A 16340-nucleotide genomic window follows, 5' to 3' on the forward strand; every position below is an offset into this window, starting at 1 on the left:
ACTGTTCACGAAACGCCCTGTAGAGGATGCTCGAAGCCAAGGGGCTGGCCTGCATACGCGGCGAGAGGCTGTTGTTCCACGACTTGTCTTTTCGCGTGGGACCTGGATCGTTGCTCTGGATATCTGGTGGCAATGGATCTGGCAAGACCAGCCTGCTGCGCTTGTTATGCGGGCTTTCGCGCCCCGCGGCGGGCGCCGTGCTCTGGTTGGGGGCGGATACCAGCGAGGAGTGCGAGAATTTTCAAAGAGCACTCATCTACCAGGGGCATTTGAACGCGCTCAAGGACGACTTGGCGCCCGAGGAGAATTTGAGTTTTGCGTTGCACAAGGCGAGCGACCGGGCCGCTGTGTCGCATTGCCTGCGCGAGCATGGCTTGGGAGCCTGTTTGGGATTGCCGGTGCGCGTATTGTCTCAAGGGCAAAAGCGCAGAGTCGCGCTCGCCCGGTTATCCTTGGCGGGGGCGCGGCCGCTGTGGATTTTGGATGAGCCCTTCGCCGCGCTCGATACGGCGGCCAGCGTGTCGCTCGCCAATTTGATCGTCAAGCACGTGCGCCAGCAGGGGACGGTGTTGCTCACCAGCCACCAGGAGGTGGAGTTTGCGGACTTACCGCTTCAGCGCTTGCATTTGTCTGGCGAACCCGTCGTGCAACGAACGGGGCGATGAGTGCTTTCGCGGCGGTGCTGCGGCGGGATTTACTATTGGCCATGCGCCGCCGGGCGGATGTGCTGACGACGTTTTTTTTCTTCGTTATCGTGGTGAGTTTGTTTCCACTTGGCGTCGGGCCAGAGCCCAATACCTTGAGAACCATCGCCCCGGGGGTGATATGGGTGGCGGCGTTGCTCGCGTCCATGCTGTCCTTGGGCCGTTTATTCATGGCGGATTACGCCGATGGGACGCTGGAGCAAATTCTATTGACGCCGGCGCCGCTGGCGCTATTGGTGCTGGCCAAGGTGCTGGCTCATTGGTTAGTCGCGGAACTTCCTCTGGTATTGATAGCCCCAATGCTCGGGTTACAGTTCGATTTGCCCAGTGACGTGCTGTGGGTGCTGATGGGTTCGCTACTGTTGGGCACGCCTGCGTTGAGCTTGTTGGGCGCCATCGGGGCGGCCCTCACTTTGGGGGTGCGTGGTGCGGGAGCATTGCTATCCTTGCTGGTGTTGCCGTTATGCATTCCAGTGCTCATTTTCGGTGCGGGCGCGGCCACCGCGGTGGCCGCGGGGCAGAGCGCGCAGCCCCATCTTTCTTTTTTGGCGGGCTTTCTTTTGATTAGTTTGGTCCTCGCACCTCTGGGCGTATCGGCGGCCTTAAGGATCGCGGTGGAATAATGCACCGGCTCGTGATTCATGGACATCGTTGAACAACATCGTAGCGGATGGATCTGGCGTTATGCATCGCCTCGCAATTTCTATGTCCTGGCGGGGAAGATGGCACCGGCGTTGTTCGCGCTGGCGCTCCTCCTCGGGGGGGCCGGCTTGTACGTTGGATTTTTCGTGGCACCCACGGATTTTCAGCAAGGCGAGTCCTATCGCATCATTTTCATCCACGTGCCCGCGGCCTGGATGTCGATGTTCATCTATCTGGTCATGGCCTTCTGGTGTGCCGTGGGCTGGGTGTTCAACACACGGCTATCCTTCATGATGGCCAATGCCTTGGCGCCAACAGGCGCGCTGATGACGTTCATCGCCTTATGGACGGGGTCTCTTTGGGGGCGGCCTACTTGGGGCACTTGGTGGGCATGGGAAGCGCGCCTGACTTCGGAGTTGATCTTGTTGTTCTTGTATGCCGGGTTCATGTCGTTGCATGCAGCCATCGACGAAGTGCGCAAGGCCGATCGCGCCAGTGCATTGCTGGCACTGGTGGGCGTGATCAACGTGCCCATCATCTATTTTTCCGTCAAGTGGTGGAACACCTTGCACCAGGGTGCCTCCGTGAGTATCACCAAGGGATCGTCCATGGCGGCGGTAATGCTTTGGGGCATGCTCATCATGGCGCTGGCCTTTTGGGCATATAGCATCGCGGCGTCCTTGGTGCGGGTGAGGGCGGTGATATTGGAGCGCGAATCGAGCGCTTCGTGGATCAAGGAGGTAATCCCATGAACTGGGGAAGCGCACACGCATTTTTCGAGATGGGCGGATACGGTCTCTACGTTTGGGGCTCCTATCTTGTCACGGTGTTTGTTATCGCCGGCGAACTAGCGGCACTGCGCGGACGGCGCCGCGCCGCCCTGGCATTCGCCAAACGAGCACATGGGCAGGATAAGCCGTGAAATCCAGGCATAAACGCTTGGCATGGATCCTCACGGGGCTGGCGGTGCTCGCGGTGGGAGCAGGCTTCATCCTGCAGGCATTTCGCAGCAATCTCGTATTTTTCTACACGCCCACCCAAATCGTGGCTCGTGAGGCGCCCCGCGGACGCACCTTTCGGATCGGAGGGCTGGTGGAAGCCGGTAGCGTGCAGCGCCAGGCGGACGGAGTGACCGTGGGATTCGTGGTCACCGATACGATGCAACGCGTACCGGTACTCTACAAGGGCATACTTCCCGATCTGTTCAAGGAAGGCAAGGGTGTGGTGGCGCAAGGCCAGTTGGGAACCGATGGCCGCTTCACCGCCTCTGAAGTTCTGGCCAAACACGACGAAAATTACATGCCGCCTGAAGCCGCCGACGCATTGGAACGCGCCCGCAAGGCGCGCGCCACCAGCGAGAAATCGTTGTCGCCACCCTACACTGGATACACCAAACCATGATCCCCGAGATTGGTCACTTTTGCTTGATCCTCGCCCTATGCATTGCCATCGTGCAAGCCGTGGTGCCGCTAATCGGTGCCCATCGCGGTAATGCCACCTGGATGGCCTTGGCGCGCCCGTCTGCCCAGGGCCAATTCGTGTTTGTCGCCATTGCGTTCGCTTGCTTGGCCGCCTCCTTCCTGGGCAATGACTTTTCCGTGCTCAACGTGGCGTCCAACTCCAATTCCTTGCTGCCCGCTCCGTACAGATTTGCCGCCACCTGGGGCAGTCACGAAGGCTCTCTCCTTCTTTGGGTGTTGATGCTTGGCTTGTGGAGCGTGGCGGTAGGCGCCTTCAGCCGCAACCTCCCCGAGGCGGTGCTCGCGCGCATACTTTCCGTCATGGGCATGCTCAGCATCGGCTTTTTGTGTTTCCTTCTACTCACCTCGAATCCCTTCGAGCGCCTGCTTTCTCCTCCGTCAGACGGACGCGATCTCAACCCGCTCTTGCAAGATCCCGGCATGGTCATCCACCCGCCCATGCTATACATGGGTTACGTGGGATTCTCGGTGGTCTTCGCTTTCGCCATCGCAGCTTTGATAGGCGGGCAATTGGACGCTGCCTGGGCGCGATGGTCGCGTCCATGGACCACGGCGGCCTGGTCCTTCCTCACCGTCGGTATTGCGCTGGGCAGCTGGTGGGCTTATTACGAATTGGGATGGGGCGGCTGGTGGTTCTGGGATCCAGTGGAAAACGCTTCTTTCATGCCCTGGTTGGTGGGCACGGCGCTCATCCACTCCCTCATGGTCACGGAGAAGAGTGGCGGATTCAAGATCTGGACGGTGCTGCTGGCCATCATCGCCTTCTCCTTGAGTCTCCTGGGAACGTTTCTAGTGCGCTCGGGTGTGCTGACCTCGGTACACGCTTTCGCAACGGACCCCAAGCGCGGCGTGTTCATCTTGAGCTTTCTGGTGATAGTGATCGGCGGTTCCCTGGCGCTGTTTGCGTGGCGTGCACCCAAGGTGGGTTTGGGAGGTAAATTCGAATTGCTTTCGCGCGAAACCCTACTGCTTTCCAACAATGTGCTTCTAATGGCCGCTTCGGGATCCGTGCTCCTAGGCACGCTCTACCCCTTGTTCCTCGATGCGCTTGGCATGGGAAAAATTTCCGTGGGGCCGCCTTATTTCGAGGCGGTTTTCGTGCCGTTGATGGCGCCCGCCATGTTTCTCATGGCCGTAGGCCCGGTTGCCCGGTGGAAGCAAGCGGCATTGCCTGACATCTTCGTGCAACTCAGATGGGCGGCCGCGGTGGCCGCCGTGTGCGCTGTCGCGCTGCCCTATGTGATGGGTAAATGGACCCCGATTATTGGACTGGGCATGCTCATGGCCGCGTGGATTATCGCCTCGGGGTTCGCCGGTATGCATGCCCGTTTGAAGAATCTAGCCCAAGGTGCGGGCGGGCCTTGGCACGGCCAATTCCGCTCTCTGTCCCGGGGTTACTTGGGGATGCTGACAGCGCACTTTGGCGTGGGCGTGTTCATCATCGGTGTGACCTGCGTGCGCGGCTACGAGACGGAGCAAGACGTGCGCATGAACATTGGCGATAGCGTCGCGCTCGGTGGTTACAGTTTCAAACTTGCGCAACTGGAGAACTACCAGGGTCCCAACTACGAATCCGTGCGCGGCACCATGGAGGTGTCGCGTAACGGCAAGCTCACGCAGACCTTGCATCCGGAGAAGCGATTTTATCCTGTGCAGCAGATGCCCATGACCGAGGCTGCCATCGATACCGGTTTCACCCGCGACCTTTATGTTTCCTTGGGCGAAGCGCTTAGCAAGGATAGCTGGATCGTGCGCATCTACCACAAACCATTCATCGACTGGATCTGGGGCGGAGCTTTCCTCATGGCGCTAGGAGGCGTCATCGCGATCACAGACCGGCGTTACCGCTTGGAGAGGAAAGCGCAGACTCACGAGAGCACTCCTCGGGCCGCCACGGCGGAGGCCACGGCATGATGCGCTTTGGATTGCCTCTGGCGATTTTCTTGGTTGTGGCGGCGTTCTTGTATAAAGGCCTCGCACTCAACCCCAGGGAAATTCCCAGCCCGCTGATCGGTAAGCCCGCGCCGCCTTTCTCCTTGCAGCGCTTGGATAACCCCGCGCAAATGGTGAGCGAGAAATACTTGCAAGGCCAAGTGTGGATGCTCAATGTGTGGGCCTCGTGGTGCGTGTCGTGTTTGCAGGAGCACCCTTTGCTGGTGGAATTTTCCAAGGACGGTTCGGTTCCCATCTACGGACTTAACTACAAGGACCACAAGCCGCAGGCCGATGCGTGGTTGGGCAAGCACGGCAATCCGTACACCGCGTCGTTGATGGATCCCGAGGGCAAGGTGGGTATCGATTACGGTGTCTACGGCGTACCCGAGACTTACATCATCGACCAGCAAGGCATCATTCGCTTCAAGCAAATAGGCCCGGTGGATCGCACGGTGTTAAGAGACCAGATCGTTCCTCTGGTCAAACGACTGCAGGGTAGTTGATGATGCGCGTATTGCTAGGGCTACTGATGCTGGGGGCGGCCTTCCAGGTGCGCTCGGACGATGCTCAAACCGAACACCGCCTCAAGGTATTGTCCGCGGAGCTGCGCTGCTTGGTGTGCCAAAACCAGTCGTTGGCGGATTCCAACGCGGATCTCGCCATCGATTTGCGCAATGAAGTGAGGGCACAGATCGTAGCCGGTAAAACTGACGAGCAGATCAAGGATTATCTGGTGCGGCGCTACGGTGATTTTGTCTTGTACCGCCCCATGTTGAAGAACACGACCTATCTGCTTTGGGCGGGACCCTTCTTGCTCTTGCTGGCGGGTGCGGGCGCCATGTTCGCCTACATCAAACGCCGCCGCGCGGCGCAGGAGGAACCCGCATTAACCGAGGAGCAACGGGTGCGCGCGCGCGAACTGCTGGACACGGGCACCGCCAGCAAGCAGAGCGGCCCGTGACGATGTTTTGGACAGTCGCGGTCATACTCGCCCTAGGAATGGGGGTTTGGATCGCGCGCCCGCTGTGGCGGCACCCGTTGCCAATAGAGCCTGTGGGCTCAATCGCCTCTGTCTATCGCGACCAACTGGAAGAACTCAGTACGGATTTGGCGCAGGGTACCCTTACGCAGGCTCGCTACGCAGCTGCCCGCGAGGAATTGGAGAGGAGGGCGTTGCAAGAAACCGCGCAGAGCGCGCACCACGCAAACCCCACGGCATCGCGTGCGCTGGCCGCAACCCTATTCGTGGTCTTGCCTCTTGCGGCTTTGGCGTTGTACTGGATGCTCGGCCATCCCCAGGCCATCGGTACGCCCAAGCAGGCGGCCGCCGATTCCTCGGCCATGACTCCGGAACACTTTTCCGAGATGACCGAAAAATTGGCCGAGCGGCTGCGGCAAGATCCTTCCGATGCCCGCGCGTGGTTGATGCTCGCCAAGGCCTACAAGGTACAGGACCGCATCAAGGACGCCGCCGCTGCCCTGGAAAAAGGCATTGCCCTCAAACCCGATGATCCCGACATGCTCACGGAGTACGCGGAAGTGCTGGCGATGGCGCAAGGCGGCAGTTTCGCGGGAAAACCCGAGCAGGCCATTCAGCGCGCGTTGAGCGTTGCACCCAATCACGCGAAGGGACTCACCATGGCAGGTGCACTGGCTTTCGAAAAGAAGAATTACTCCGGGGCCGTTGCCCATTGGCAGAAACTTTTCAAGCAACTGAAACACGATCCGGAGCTACAAAAAGCGCTGCTGGCTGGTATCGCGGAGGCGAGCCGCCTGCGCACGGTGGCCAATACACCGGCTCAAGCTATTACGGGCCGGGTGCAACTAGATGCCGGACTGGCCGGCAGCATCGACCCGGCCGACACGGTGTTTATATTCGCGCGTGGTGAGGAGGGTCCCGGCATGCCGGTGGCGGCCATGCGCAGGCAAGCGCGCGAACTTCCCATCTCCTTTCGCTTGGACGACACCTACGCGGTGAATCCCTCGGTGCGGCTCGGTAGCTTGCCCAGTATCGTGGTGGGCGCACGTATTTCCAAGTCGGGAGACGCAAGTCCGCACCAAGGAGATTTGCAGGCCCTGAGCGCACCGCTGAAGCTGGGCGCCAGCGGCGTGGTTCTGACGATTAACGAGGTGGTGAAATGAAGTGGCGTGCGCGGATTGCCCTGGCGGCATTCGGATTATCTTCCTTGGGGCTCGCGCAATCGCCTTCGCCTCTGCGCGCGGACGTGGAATTTTTCATCGCCAACATGGTGGAACGGCATGGCATGGACGCCCAGTCGTTGCGCGAGCTATTCGCCAACTTGAAATCCACGGCTCGCATCGTCAAGGCCGTCTCGGCACCGGCCACGGCCAAGCCTTGGCATGAGTTCCGTCCGCTCTTCGTGGACAAGAAACGCATCGAGGGCGGCGTCAAGTTCTGGAACGATAACCAGGCGGCTCTTACCCGTGCGAGCGAAGCGTTTCGCGTACCCGAGGCCCTTATTGTCTCCATTATCGGTATCGAGACCCGGTACGGCAAGCAGGTGGGGACTCACCGGGTACTGGACGCACTCTACACGCTGGGGTTCGAGTTGCCCGGCCGTAACGAGTACTTCAAGAGCGAGATGGAAGAATTTTTGTTGCTCGCGCGCGAGAAAGCCTGGGATCCGCGCGCGATAAAGGGTTCCTACGCCGGAGCCATGGGTCTGCCGCAATTCATGCCCAGCAGCTACCGCAAGTACGCCATCGATTTCAGCGAGAACGATAAGGTGGATTTGTGGACCGAGGTTTCCGACGTGATTGGTAGCGTGGCGAATTACATGAACCAATTCGGCTGGCGAGACGGCGAGCCCGTCGCCATTCCAGCGCGTTTCGAGGGTTCCGACGCACAGGCGCTTCTCGCCCTGGGCCTTAAGCCGCATACCTCCATATACGAACTCAAGCAGCTAGGGGTGGTGCCTGTGGGGGAGGTGGATGAATCCTTGCAGGCCGCGCTTTTCACCCTTGACGTTCCCGAGGGGCAGGATTACTGGCTGGGACTCAATAACTTCAACACGATATTGCAGTACAACCGTAGCCGCAATTACGCCATGTCCGTCCACCAGTTGTCCCTGGAGATCGCGCGAGAACGCGAGCGTCTCGCGCTAGCGGGACAGGAACTGTCCGGCAAGCCAGGCGCTCGCCTCGCGCCTCGCTAGTCCGTTGTATCGTTAGTCCCTTGCTTTCTTGAGGCGGTAGAGCGCCTCCAGCGCTTCGCGTGGCGAAAGCGCGTCCGGATCGATGCCTTCGAGCATTTCCCCGAGGGCATCGCGCGGCGCCACGGGGGCCGGGGCCGCGAACAGATCTCCTTGCTGGTGGGCCACGGCGCTTCTCGATTCAAGTTCCGCGAGTTTGCGCTTTGCGCCGCGAATGGCGGCAACGGGAATGCCGGCCAGTTGCGCCACTTGAATGCCATAACTTTGGTTCGCGGGGCCTTCTTGCACGCTGTGCAGGAACACGATACGGTCCTTGTGCTCCACGGCGTGCACATGCACGTTGGCCACGTCTTCGTGGAGTTGCGCCAATTGGATCAACTCGAAGTAATGCGTGGCGAATAATGTGTAGGCGCGATTCTTTTCCACCAAATGCACGGCGATCGCCCAAGCCAGCGATAACCCATCGAAGGTGGACGTACCGCGGCCCACTTCGTCCATCAGCACCAAGCTGCGGGATGTGGCGTTATGCAGAATTTCCGCCGCCTCGGTCATCTCGACCATGAAGGTGGAGCGGCCCCCGGCCAAATCGTCCGAGGCGCCGATGCGGGTGAAGATGGCGTCCAAGGGCCCCAATTGCGCGCGCTTCGCGGGGACGAAAGAACCGCAATGGGCGAGCAAGGCGATGAGGGCCAGTTGCCGCATGTAGGTGGATTTACCGCCCATGTTGGGACCGGTGACCAAGAGAAGTTTTCGGCGGTGGCCAAGGCGTACATCATTGGGAACGAACTCGCCGGCCTGCTGTTCCACCACGGGATGCCGGCCCGCCTCGACGATGATCTCGTCCAGGTTCGAGAAGGTTGGGCGGGATAGACCGAGCGCCTCGGCGCGCCTGGCGAAACAAACCAGCACATCCAATTCGGCGAGCGCTCGTGCTACTTGCTGAAACCATGGAATTTCGGCTGTGAGGTCCTCCAGTAGCACGTCGTAAAGATATTTCTCTCTCGCCAGCGCGCGGTCTTGCGCCGAGAGCGCTTTATCTTCGAAGCTTTTGAGTTCCGGGGTGATGTAGCGCTCGGCGTTCTTAAGGGTTTGGCGTCTCCTGTAGTCCGCCGGTACGCTCTCGGACCGCGCGCGGCTCACCTCGATGTAAAAACCGTGCACCCGGTTATATTCGACCTTGAGATTGGCGATTCCGGAGCGCTGGCGCTCGCGCGATTCGAGATCCAGCAAGAAGGCACCGCAATCGTTTTGAATGGCTCGCAGTTCGTCCAGCTCCGCATCGAATCCATCGGCGATCACGCCACCCTCTCGTACTACGGCACCAGGTTCGGGCCTTAGAGCGCGAGTCAAGAGAGCAAGCACCTGGGGCCTTGGTTCCAGTTGGTTGCCCAATTCCTGTAACCGCGTGCTACCGAATGAATCCAAGGGATCGCGAAGGGAGTGAAGCTGATGCAAGGTTTCTCGCAGCGCGGCGAGTTCCTTGGGCCGGGCAGACCTTAGCGCGATACGCGTGGCTATGCGTTCCACGTCGGCGCATTGAGCCAGATGGCGCCGCAGCGTCGCGGGGCCGCCCGGCATTCCGCCGTGGCACAGCGTCTCCACCGCTTCTAGCCTGGCTTCGATCTCGGTGCGGTCGCGCAGTGGATGATGCAACCACCGCCGCAAGGTTCGGCTACCCATGCTGGAGGCGCAGTCGTCTAGCAAGGAAAACAACGTTGGCGCATTTTCTCCGCGCAGGGTCTCGGAAATTTCGAGATTGCGGCGGGTCTGCGCATCGAGCCGTACATATTGATCGGAGGGTTCCCGCGCGATGGTGCGTATGTGGGCGAGCGATTGCGTTTGCGTACTCTTGCAATATTCGAACAATGCACCTGCCGCGCCCAGGGCAAGGTTCAACCCCTCCACGCCGAAGCCCGCAAGGTCGCGCGTGCCGAAATGCTCGCAAAGGACGCGTTGTGCTCGGTCAGGGTCGAATTTCCAAGCGGCCAAGCTCTTTTGTGCCGCCGTAGCGATGGCGAGTTCTTGCGAGTCGTCGGGCATGAGCAGTTCGGCCGGGCGCAGCCGCTCCAGTTCCGGCGCAAGCCTGCTTCTTGAAATTTCGAATACCCGGAACTCTCCCGAGGCGAATCCTATCCACGCAATTCCCGCCCGGTCAGGCGAAAGCGCGACGGCGGCCAGAAGATTATCTTGGCGCTCGTCCAAGAGGCTCGCATCCACCAATGTTCCAGGCGTAATCACACGGGTGACTTGCCGCTCGACGGGGCCCTTGGACGTGCCCGGATCGCCTATTTGCTCGCAGATGGCAACGGACTCGCCCAGTCTCACCAGTTTGGCGAGGTATTGATCCGCGGCATGATAAGGGACGCCCGCCATCTTGATTGGGCTACCAGCCGATTGTCCGCGCGAGGTGAGGGTGATGTCCAAGAGACGGGACGCTCGTTCGGCGTCCTCGTGAAACAATTCGTAAAAATCCCCCATGCGGTAGAACAGCAACATTCCGGGGTACCGAGCCTTGATGCTCAAGTACTGCTGCATCATGGGAGTATGCGTGGGCGTCATTCGTGTTGTCTTGCTGGAGGGGGAAGACCGGGTTACCGGGAAGAGCCGGCAATCGATAGAGGGTGGCTGGGGGCGAGCATTTTCCCGATAATAGGGGCTTACCTCAAGCTTGTTCGTGTTCATTTTCAGTGTCCGTGATGTATCCTTGAGGGGGATGCTGTGCCCGGGAGTGAATTGATACGAGATATTACATGTCGCCGTAACAATACCGGGGGCAGCATGCGGACTGGCGCACGGACATTTTCTCGGCCGGCGTGATTTTCTACGAGCTTCTAACGGGCGAAAAACCTTTCCCCGGTACGACCAGTGCCCCGGTGATGCACCGGGTGCTGTTGGAGGAGCCACTCAACCCTTCGGTCATCAACACTCAACTCCCCAAGGAGCTCGACGCGGTAGCGCTAAGCGCCCTTGCCAAGGACTACCAGGAGCGCTTTCAATCGGCGCGTGAATTCTTGCAGATGATCGACACCGTGTTGCGCCGCCATTCGGGCCCCGGGCGTGCGCGTGAGGTCTCCCAGCAAGCACCGGTTATTGGCGATCCGCAGGCGCTGTCCATCGATCCTTCCGCCTCGCTGGGGCGCGCTAGTGCCGGGGGCAACCGCTTGAGCGCGGCCCGGCGGCTTTCCACCACGCTCCAGCGGGGTCCAGCCAGCCGCGGCCAGGCTGTCATTCCCCCGGCGGCAAAGGCGCTCAGAATCGAACCGACCCTTGACCATCCGGTGGCGTGGGAAAGGTTGGACGATGCGCGCGCGCGCATCCTCTTTGTGGATGATGAAGAGCGCATCCTCACGGCGCTGCGTTCTGTATTCAGGGTGCATTACCAGGTGGTGACCTGCGCGCAACCGCTCGAGGCGCTGGCGCTCGTCGAAAGTTCCAGCTTTCCCGTGGTGGTGAGCGACCAGAGAATGCCGGGAATGCTAGGCGTGGAATTCCTACGCAAGGTAAGAGATATTTCGCCGGCCTCGGTGCGCATCCTTCTGACCTGGTATTCCGATCTCGCCTCCATGGTGGGCTCCATTAACGAGGGCGAGGTCTACCGGTTCATCAGCAAACCTTGGGATACCCAGGAGATTCTGGAGGTGGTGGCCGAGGCCGCCAGCATCGGTAACCGGCTGCTCAAGCGCGGCATTACCGCCGAGTTGCCGCCCCCCATCACCCCCGATGCGGTGCTGGTGATCGACGAGTCGCGCGAGACCTACAACGAGATCGTGGGTTTTCTCGAAGGCGCGGCGGAGGTGGTGTACGCGAGAGGTATCACCGATGCCTTGAGCGTATTGCAGAAACGCGAGACCGCCGTGGTAATCGCCGATGTCGATAGCGGTTTGGACAATTACCTCGTGTTCCTGAATGTGCTAAAGCGAGAACGCCCCGAGATACTGGTGATCGCGCTCACTTCGGCTTCGGATTCCGAATACGTGATTCAATTCATCAGCTCGGCGCAGATCTACCGCTTTCTCAACAAGCCGGTGAACTTCGGTCTCATGGAACAGTATGTGCGCTCGGCCATCGCGCAACACGAGGCGTATCGCGCGACTCCCGAATTACTTGACAAACACTCGGTGCACGAATCCCGGCAGGCCGTCGAATCCACGATCGCACGCTGGATTAAGGATGGACTGCGATCTTTGCGCGGCAGACTCGCATCTCCAAGACACTAGCCCCTAAGCGCAGCCGTGATATGCGGCTTTAAGGCCGCAACCAATTGTTCATAAATCTTCGGTGACCCGGCGATAATTCGCCCGGATTGCATGAATCCATTGCCGCCTTCCAGATCGCCCACCAATCCGCCGGATTCGGTGATGAGCAGGGCGCCCGCCGCCATATCCCAGGGAGCTAGCCCGATCTCGAAAACCCCGTCCAACCGCCCGGCGGCCACGTTTGCAAGATCGAGGGCCGCGGCCCCTGGGCGGCGTATACCGGCGGTCTTTTGCATGAGATCCTTGAGCATCGCGCCATAGGCGTCGATGTGCTCGAACATGCGGAAGGGAAATCCCGTGCCGATCAACCCGTCGATGAGTTTGTCGCGTTTGGAGACCCGTAGGCGCCGGTCGTTCAAGAATGCGCCGCGTCCGCGCGTCGCGGTGTACAAATCATTGCGGCATGGATCGTAGATCACGGCGTGCGTCAGCACGCCCTTGTAGGCCAGTCCGATGGATACCGCATACTGCTCGAATCCATGCAAGAAATTAGTGGTGCCATCGAGGGGGTCGATGATCCAAAGATAGTCCGATTTGCCGGTGGCACCACTCTCCTCTGCTAGAATCGCGTGGTCCGGATAGCTCGCATGCAGCGTCTCGATGATGGCTTCCTCGGCGGCGCGATCGACCTCGGATACCAAATCGTTCAAGCTCTTGTGCCGGACTGTCAGGGCGTCCAGATTTTGAGCCCCGCGGCTGATCACCCGGCCTGCATTGCGGGCGGCCTTTACCGCGATGCTGACCATGGGATGAAGAGTGGACATGTGAATGTTCTCTTGCGGAAAAAGGGAACCCAGCATTCTAGCCTGCTTCACGTACCGATCGATGTCCCACCCTTCGCCGTTAATGATTCCGTGTCCCTAGATCTTGGCGTTATGAGCCCGCACGCGCTCCTCGGGCGTGTGCGCGTGGTGCTATCTCATCCGAGCCACCCCAGGAACATCGGCGCGGCGGCGCGCGCCATGAAGACCATGGGCTTGTCGCGGCTCTATCTGGTGAATCCACTGAAATTCCCGCATCCGGAAGCAACGGCTTTGGCGGCGCACTCCACGGACATCCTGGAGCGCGCGCGGGTCTGCCAGTCCCTGGACGAGGCCCTCACGGGGACGGTTTTCGCCGTGGCCAGTACGGCTAGAGTACGCGGGCTCGCACACGAACAGTTGAGCGCTCGCGAAGCGGGCCACAGAATCGCCGTGGAGGCGGCGCGTGGCGAGGTCGCTCTCGTCATGGGGACGGAGAAGTGGGGGCTGACCACGGAGGAGGTAAGCCGCTGCAATGTGCTGGCGGTCATCCCCTCGAGCCCTGATTTCTCGTCTTTGAATCTGGCGGCTGCGGTGCAGGTGTTTGCATACGAAATCTACCAGGCGGTGGCGAAGCCTGCCGGCCAACGAATCACCGATCTACCAGCATCCCATGAAGAGACCGAGCATTTCTTGTCTCACTTGGAGGACGTCTTATATCAAGTGCAATTCCTCAACGACCATCATCCCAAGAAGATCATGTTGCGCCTACGCCGCTTATTCGCCCGCGCTCGCATGGAGAAGAAGGAAGTGCGTATTCTGCGGGGGGTACTCACCGAAATTCAGAAGAATCTGAGGCCTGAGGCCCTGAACTTGTCACGTAAAGATTGATCGAAACGCCCGGGTATTGTAAAGTTGAGGAAATTAGTCGGGGATTCCTTCGAGGGCGAGAGCATGAGACTTACGACCAAAGGCAGGTTTGCCGTCACCGCAATGATGGATTTGGCGATGCGAGAGGGCACGGGCCCCGTGTCCCTGGCCTCCATTTCCGAGCGCCAGAAAATATCGTTGTCTTATCTGGAGCAGCTCTTCGGGCGCCTGCGGCGAGAGGGTTTGGTGAGTAGTGTTCGGGGGCCAGGAGGGGGATACCGTCTGGGTAAGGGTGTTGAGGAAATTTCCGTGGCCGAAATTATCTTGGCCGTGGACGAACCCATCGACACCACCGGGTGCGCGGGCCAGGAGAATTGCAAGGATGACAACGGCAAGTGTCTGACCCACGATTTGTGGATGTCATTGAATCATAAGATATTCGACTACCTGGGTTCCGTCAGTATCGGGCAATTGGTGGCGAAGCAGAAGAACGCCAAGCAAGGCGTCGTCGAAATCAAGGATCACCGGCTCCACCGGCGAGAAGGTGTGACGGCTAGAGTTTAGGCAGGGAGGCAATTTTGAAGTCTGGAGTAAACAGTGGCGATTCAACTAACTGAGCGAGCAGCGAAGCAGATCAAGCGGTCCTTGGAAAAGCGCGGTAAAGGCTTGGGGCTGCGCTTGGGTATCAAGAAGGTGGGATGCTCGGGATTGGCCTATACCTTCGACTACGCCGACGACATCGGCGATGGCGACCAGTTGTTCGAGGCCCACGAAGTGAAAGTCGTGGTGGATGGCGAGGCCTTGAAGGTGATCGACGGCTCGACCCTGGATTTCGTCAGGGAAGGACTCAAGGAATCCTTCAAGTTCGACAACCCCAACGCCAAGAGCCAATGCGGGTGCGGCGAGAGTTTCAATGTATAGATTCCCATGAGCGCCGTACTCGAAAACCTCGTCAACCAGCCCTATAAGCACGGTTTTATCACCGACATCGAATCCGATGTCGTGCCCAAGGGTCTGAACGAGGACGTGATACGGCTGATTTCCATGAAGAAGGAAGAGCCTGAATGGCTCCTGGAATTTCGCCTCAAGGCTTACCGGCACTGGCTGACCATGACCGAGCCGGTCTGGCCCAACGTGAAGTACCCGAAGATCGATTTTCAAGACATCAGCTACTACGCCGCGCCCAAGCCCAAGAAGAAGCTCAATTCCATGGATGAGGTCGATCCGGAGTTACTGCGCACTTTCGAGAAGCTGGGCGTGCCGATGCACGAGCGGCAAGCCTTGGCTGGCGTGGCGGTGGACGTCATCTTCGACAGCGTATCGGTGACCACCACTTACAAGAAAAAGCTCGCCGAAGTGGGGGTGATTTTTTGTTCTTTTTCCGAGGCGGTGAAGGACCATTCGGAGCTTATCAAGAAATATCTGGGCAGCGTGGTTCCGGCTGGGGACAATTTCTATGCGGCGCTCAATTCGGCGGTATTCACCGACGGTTCCTTCTGCTTCATCCCAAAGGGCGTGCGCTGCCCCATGGAGTTGTCCACGTATTTCCGGATCAATACGCAGGATTCCGGGCAGTTCGAGCGCACCTTGATCGTGGCGGAGGAGGGCAGCCACGTGTCCTATCTCGAAGGTTGCACGGCGCCTAAGTTCGATACCAACCAACTGCATGCCGCCGTGGTGGAACTGGTGGCGTTGGACAATGCCGAGATCAAGTACTCCACGGTGCAGAATTGGTATGCGGGCGACAAGGACGGCGTGGGAGGCATCTACAACTTCGTCACCAAGCGCGGCTTATGTAAAGGCGTGCGCTCCAAGATCTCCTGGACGCAGGTGGAAACCGGCTCCGCCATCACCTGGAAATACCCCTCGTGCGTGCTCCAAGGCGATGAGTCCACCGGAGAGTTTTACTCCGTGGCGCTCACCAATCATCACCAGCAAGCCGACACTGGGACCAAGATGGTCCACATCGGCCGCAATACCAAGAGCACCATCATCAGCAAGGGCATATCGGCGGGGAAATCGATCAACAGCTACCGCGGCTTGGTAAAGATCAGTCCCAAGGCCGCGGGTGCGCGCAATTACTCTCAGTGCGATTCCATGTTGATCGGCCAAGCTTGCGCCGCCAGCACCTTTCCATATATCGATGTGCAGAACAAAACGGCCACCGTGGAACACGAGGCCACCACATCCAAGATCGGGGAGGACCAATTGTTCTATTTCGCGAGCCGCGGCATCGGCACCGAGGAAGCCGTGTCCATGATCATCAACGGTTTTTGCAAGGACGTGTTCACACAGTTGCCCATGGAATTCGCCGTGGAGGCTACCAAGCTGCTGGGCCTCAAGCTAGAAGGAAGTGTTGGATGATCGCAATAAGCGCGAGCACCTTGCTCGAAGTGCGCGGATTGGCCGCGTCCGTCGCGGGTGTGTCCATTCTCAAGGGTATCGATATCACCGTGAAGGCTGGGGAAGTGCACGCCATCATGGGGCCGAACGGCTCGGGCAAGAGCACGTTCTCCAAGGTTCTGGCGGGGCATCCTTC

18 protein-coding genes are annotated in these 16340 nt (G+C 59.5%); 16 read left to right on the forward strand and 2 right to left on the reverse strand.

The window, feature by feature from the left end:
* The first annotated feature begins 26 nt into the window (after window positions 1–26).
* From ccmA to mltB, 10 genes are read left to right on the forward strand one after another with little or no spacing between them, the layout of a single operon-like run.
* Complete coding sequence (gene ccmA, locus EXR36_05170; protein MSQ59033.1) at window positions 27–665, forward strand: cytochrome c biogenesis heme-transporting ATPase CcmA; 639 nt, start codon at window positions 27–29, stop codon at window positions 663–665.
* Window positions 662–1327 carry a heme exporter protein CcmB gene (gene ccmB / locus EXR36_05175; protein MSQ59034.1) on the forward strand — a complete coding sequence of 222 codons (666 nt, stop codon included), beginning with the start codon at window positions 662–664 and terminating at the stop codon, window positions 1325–1327. The genes ccmA and ccmB overlap by 4 nt, the downstream gene beginning before the upstream one ends.
* A gap of 18 nt (window positions 1328–1345) precedes the next feature.
* Window positions 1346–2098 (forward strand): heme ABC transporter permease, encoded by a 753-nt coding sequence (locus EXR36_05180; GenBank protein MSQ59035.1) that lies wholly within the window; start codon window positions 1346–1348, stop codon window positions 2096–2098.
* Window positions 2095–2268: a heme exporter protein CcmD gene (gene ccmD / locus EXR36_05185; protein MSQ59036.1), complete on the forward strand. Its 174-nt coding sequence runs from the start codon at window positions 2095–2097 to the stop codon at window positions 2266–2268. Before EXR36_05180 ends, ccmD begins: the two co-directional genes overlap by 4 nt.
* Window positions 2265–2747: a cytochrome c maturation protein CcmE gene (ccmE, locus tag EXR36_05190; protein ID MSQ59037.1), complete on the forward strand. Its 483-nt coding sequence runs from the start codon at window positions 2265–2267 to the stop codon at window positions 2745–2747. Before ccmD ends, ccmE begins: the two co-directional genes overlap by 4 nt.
* Window positions 2744–4741, forward strand: coding sequence for a heme lyase CcmF/NrfE family subunit (locus EXR36_05195; protein ID MSQ59038.1), 1998 nt, complete (start codon window positions 2744–2746; stop codon window positions 4739–4741). Before ccmE ends, EXR36_05195 begins: the two co-directional genes overlap by 4 nt.
* A complete protein-coding gene (locus tag EXR36_05200; GenBank protein ID MSQ59039.1) occupies window positions 4738–5265 on the forward strand; it encodes a DsbE family thiol:disulfide interchange protein in 528 nt (175 codons plus the stop codon). The genes EXR36_05195 and EXR36_05200 overlap by 4 nt, the downstream gene beginning before the upstream one ends.
* Window positions 5265–5723, forward strand: coding sequence for a cytochrome c-type biogenesis protein CcmH (locus tag EXR36_05205; protein MSQ59040.1), 459 nt, complete (start codon window positions 5265–5267; stop codon window positions 5721–5723). Before EXR36_05200 ends, EXR36_05205 begins: the two co-directional genes overlap by 1 nt.
* Window positions 5720–6904: a c-type cytochrome biogenesis protein CcmI gene (gene ccmI, locus EXR36_05210; protein MSQ59041.1), complete on the forward strand. Its 1185-nt coding sequence runs from the start codon at window positions 5720–5722 to the stop codon at window positions 6902–6904. The genes EXR36_05205 and ccmI overlap by 4 nt, the downstream gene beginning before the upstream one ends.
* Window positions 6901–7938, forward strand: coding sequence for a lytic murein transglycosylase B (mltB, locus tag EXR36_05215; GenBank protein MSQ59042.1), 1038 nt, complete (start codon window positions 6901–6903; stop codon window positions 7936–7938). The genes ccmI and mltB overlap by 4 nt, the downstream gene beginning before the upstream one ends.
* Window positions 7939–7950: 12 nt before the next feature.
* Here the strand turns inward: mltB and mutS are convergent, their stop codons facing one another.
* A complete protein-coding gene (mutS, locus tag EXR36_05220; GenBank protein MSQ59043.1) occupies window positions 7951–10494 on the reverse strand; it encodes a DNA mismatch repair protein MutS in 2544 nt (847 codons plus the stop codon).
* Between the two features lie 254 nt (window positions 10495–10748).
* Between mutS and EXR36_05225 the strand changes: the two genes are divergently transcribed.
* A complete protein-coding gene (locus EXR36_05225) occupies window positions 10749–12152 on the forward strand; it encodes a response regulator (protein ID MSQ59044.1) in 1404 nt (467 codons plus the stop codon).
* Here EXR36_05225 and EXR36_05230 read toward each other — a convergent pair.
* Window positions 12149–12937 carry an inositol monophosphatase gene (locus EXR36_05230; protein MSQ59045.1) on the reverse strand — a complete coding sequence of 263 codons (789 nt, stop codon included), beginning with the start codon at window positions 12935–12937 and terminating at the stop codon, window positions 12149–12151. The genes EXR36_05225 and EXR36_05230 overlap by 4 nt on opposite strands.
* A gap of 129 nt (window positions 12938–13066) precedes the next feature.
* Between EXR36_05230 and EXR36_05235 the strand changes: the two genes are divergently transcribed.
* The 5 genes from EXR36_05235 to EXR36_05255 all read left to right on the forward strand — a co-directional run.
* Entirely contained in the window at window positions 13067–13822 is a 756-nt protein-coding gene (locus EXR36_05235; protein ID MSQ59046.1) for an RNA methyltransferase, read from the forward strand.
* A gap of 63 nt (window positions 13823–13885) precedes the next feature.
* On the forward strand, window positions 13886–14365 hold the full coding sequence (gene iscR, locus EXR36_05240; protein MSQ59047.1) for a Fe-S cluster assembly transcriptional regulator IscR: 480 nt from the start codon (window positions 13886–13888) through the stop codon (window positions 14363–14365).
* A 33-nt stretch (window positions 14366–14398) separates the two neighbouring features.
* Complete coding sequence (locus EXR36_05245) at window positions 14399–14722, forward strand: iron-sulfur cluster assembly accessory protein (GenBank protein ID MSQ59048.1); 324 nt, start codon at window positions 14399–14401, stop codon at window positions 14720–14722.
* 6 nt (window positions 14723–14728) lie between these two features.
* Window positions 14729–16165 carry a Fe-S cluster assembly protein SufB gene (gene sufB, locus EXR36_05250; protein ID MSQ59049.1) on the forward strand — a complete coding sequence of 479 codons (1437 nt, stop codon included), beginning with the start codon at window positions 14729–14731 and terminating at the stop codon, window positions 16163–16165.
* Window positions 16162–16340: ATP-binding cassette domain-containing protein (locus tag EXR36_05255; GenBank protein ID MSQ59050.1), on the forward strand; the 179-nt coding region annotated here is incomplete at its 3' end. The genes sufB and EXR36_05255, both read left to right, overlap by 4 nt.

The organism is Betaproteobacteria bacterium (assembly GCA_009693245.1).
Classification (GTDB): Bacteria; Pseudomonadota; Gammaproteobacteria; order Burkholderiales; family SHXO01; genus SHXO01.

Coding starts and splice junctions, on each gene's coding strand:
- EXR36_05200 (MSQ59039.1), top strand. CDS start 4,738: ATGATGCGCTTTGGATTGCCTCTGGCGATTTTCTTGGTTGTGGCGGCG.
- mltB (MSQ59042.1), top strand. CDS start 6,901: ATGAAGTGGCGTGCGCGGATTGCCCTGGCGGCATTCGGATTATCTTCC.
- EXR36_05195 (MSQ59038.1), top strand. CDS start 2,744: ATGATCCCCGAGATTGGTCACTTTTGCTTGATCCTCGCCCTATGCATT.
- EXR36_05180 (MSQ59035.1), top strand. CDS start 1,346: ATGGACATCGTTGAACAACATCGTAGCGGATGGATCTGGCGTTATGCA.
- mutS (MSQ59043.1), bottom strand. CDS start 10,494: ATGACGCCCACGCATACTCCCATGATGCAGCAGTACTTGAGCATCAAG.
- ccmA (MSQ59033.1), top strand. CDS start 27: ATGCTCGAAGCCAAGGGGCTGGCCTGCATACGCGGCGAGAGGCTGTTG.
- sufB (MSQ59049.1), top strand. CDS start 14,729: ATGAGCGCCGTACTCGAAAACCTCGTCAACCAGCCCTATAAGCACGGT.
- ccmB (MSQ59034.1), top strand. CDS start 662: ATGAGTGCTTTCGCGGCGGTGCTGCGGCGGGATTTACTATTGGCCATG.
- EXR36_05235 (MSQ59046.1), top strand. CDS start 13,067: ATGAGCCCGCACGCGCTCCTCGGGCGTGTGCGCGTGGTGCTATCTCAT.
- EXR36_05205 (MSQ59040.1), top strand. CDS start 5,265: ATGATGCGCGTATTGCTAGGGCTACTGATGCTGGGGGCGGCCTTCCAG.
- EXR36_05230 (MSQ59045.1), bottom strand. CDS start 12,937: ATGGTCAGCATCGCGGTAAAGGCCGCCCGCAATGCAGGCCGGGTGATC.
- iscR (MSQ59047.1), top strand. CDS start 13,886: ATGAGACTTACGACCAAAGGCAGGTTTGCCGTCACCGCAATGATGGAT.
- ccmD (MSQ59036.1), top strand. CDS start 2,095: ATGAACTGGGGAAGCGCACACGCATTTTTCGAGATGGGCGGATACGGT.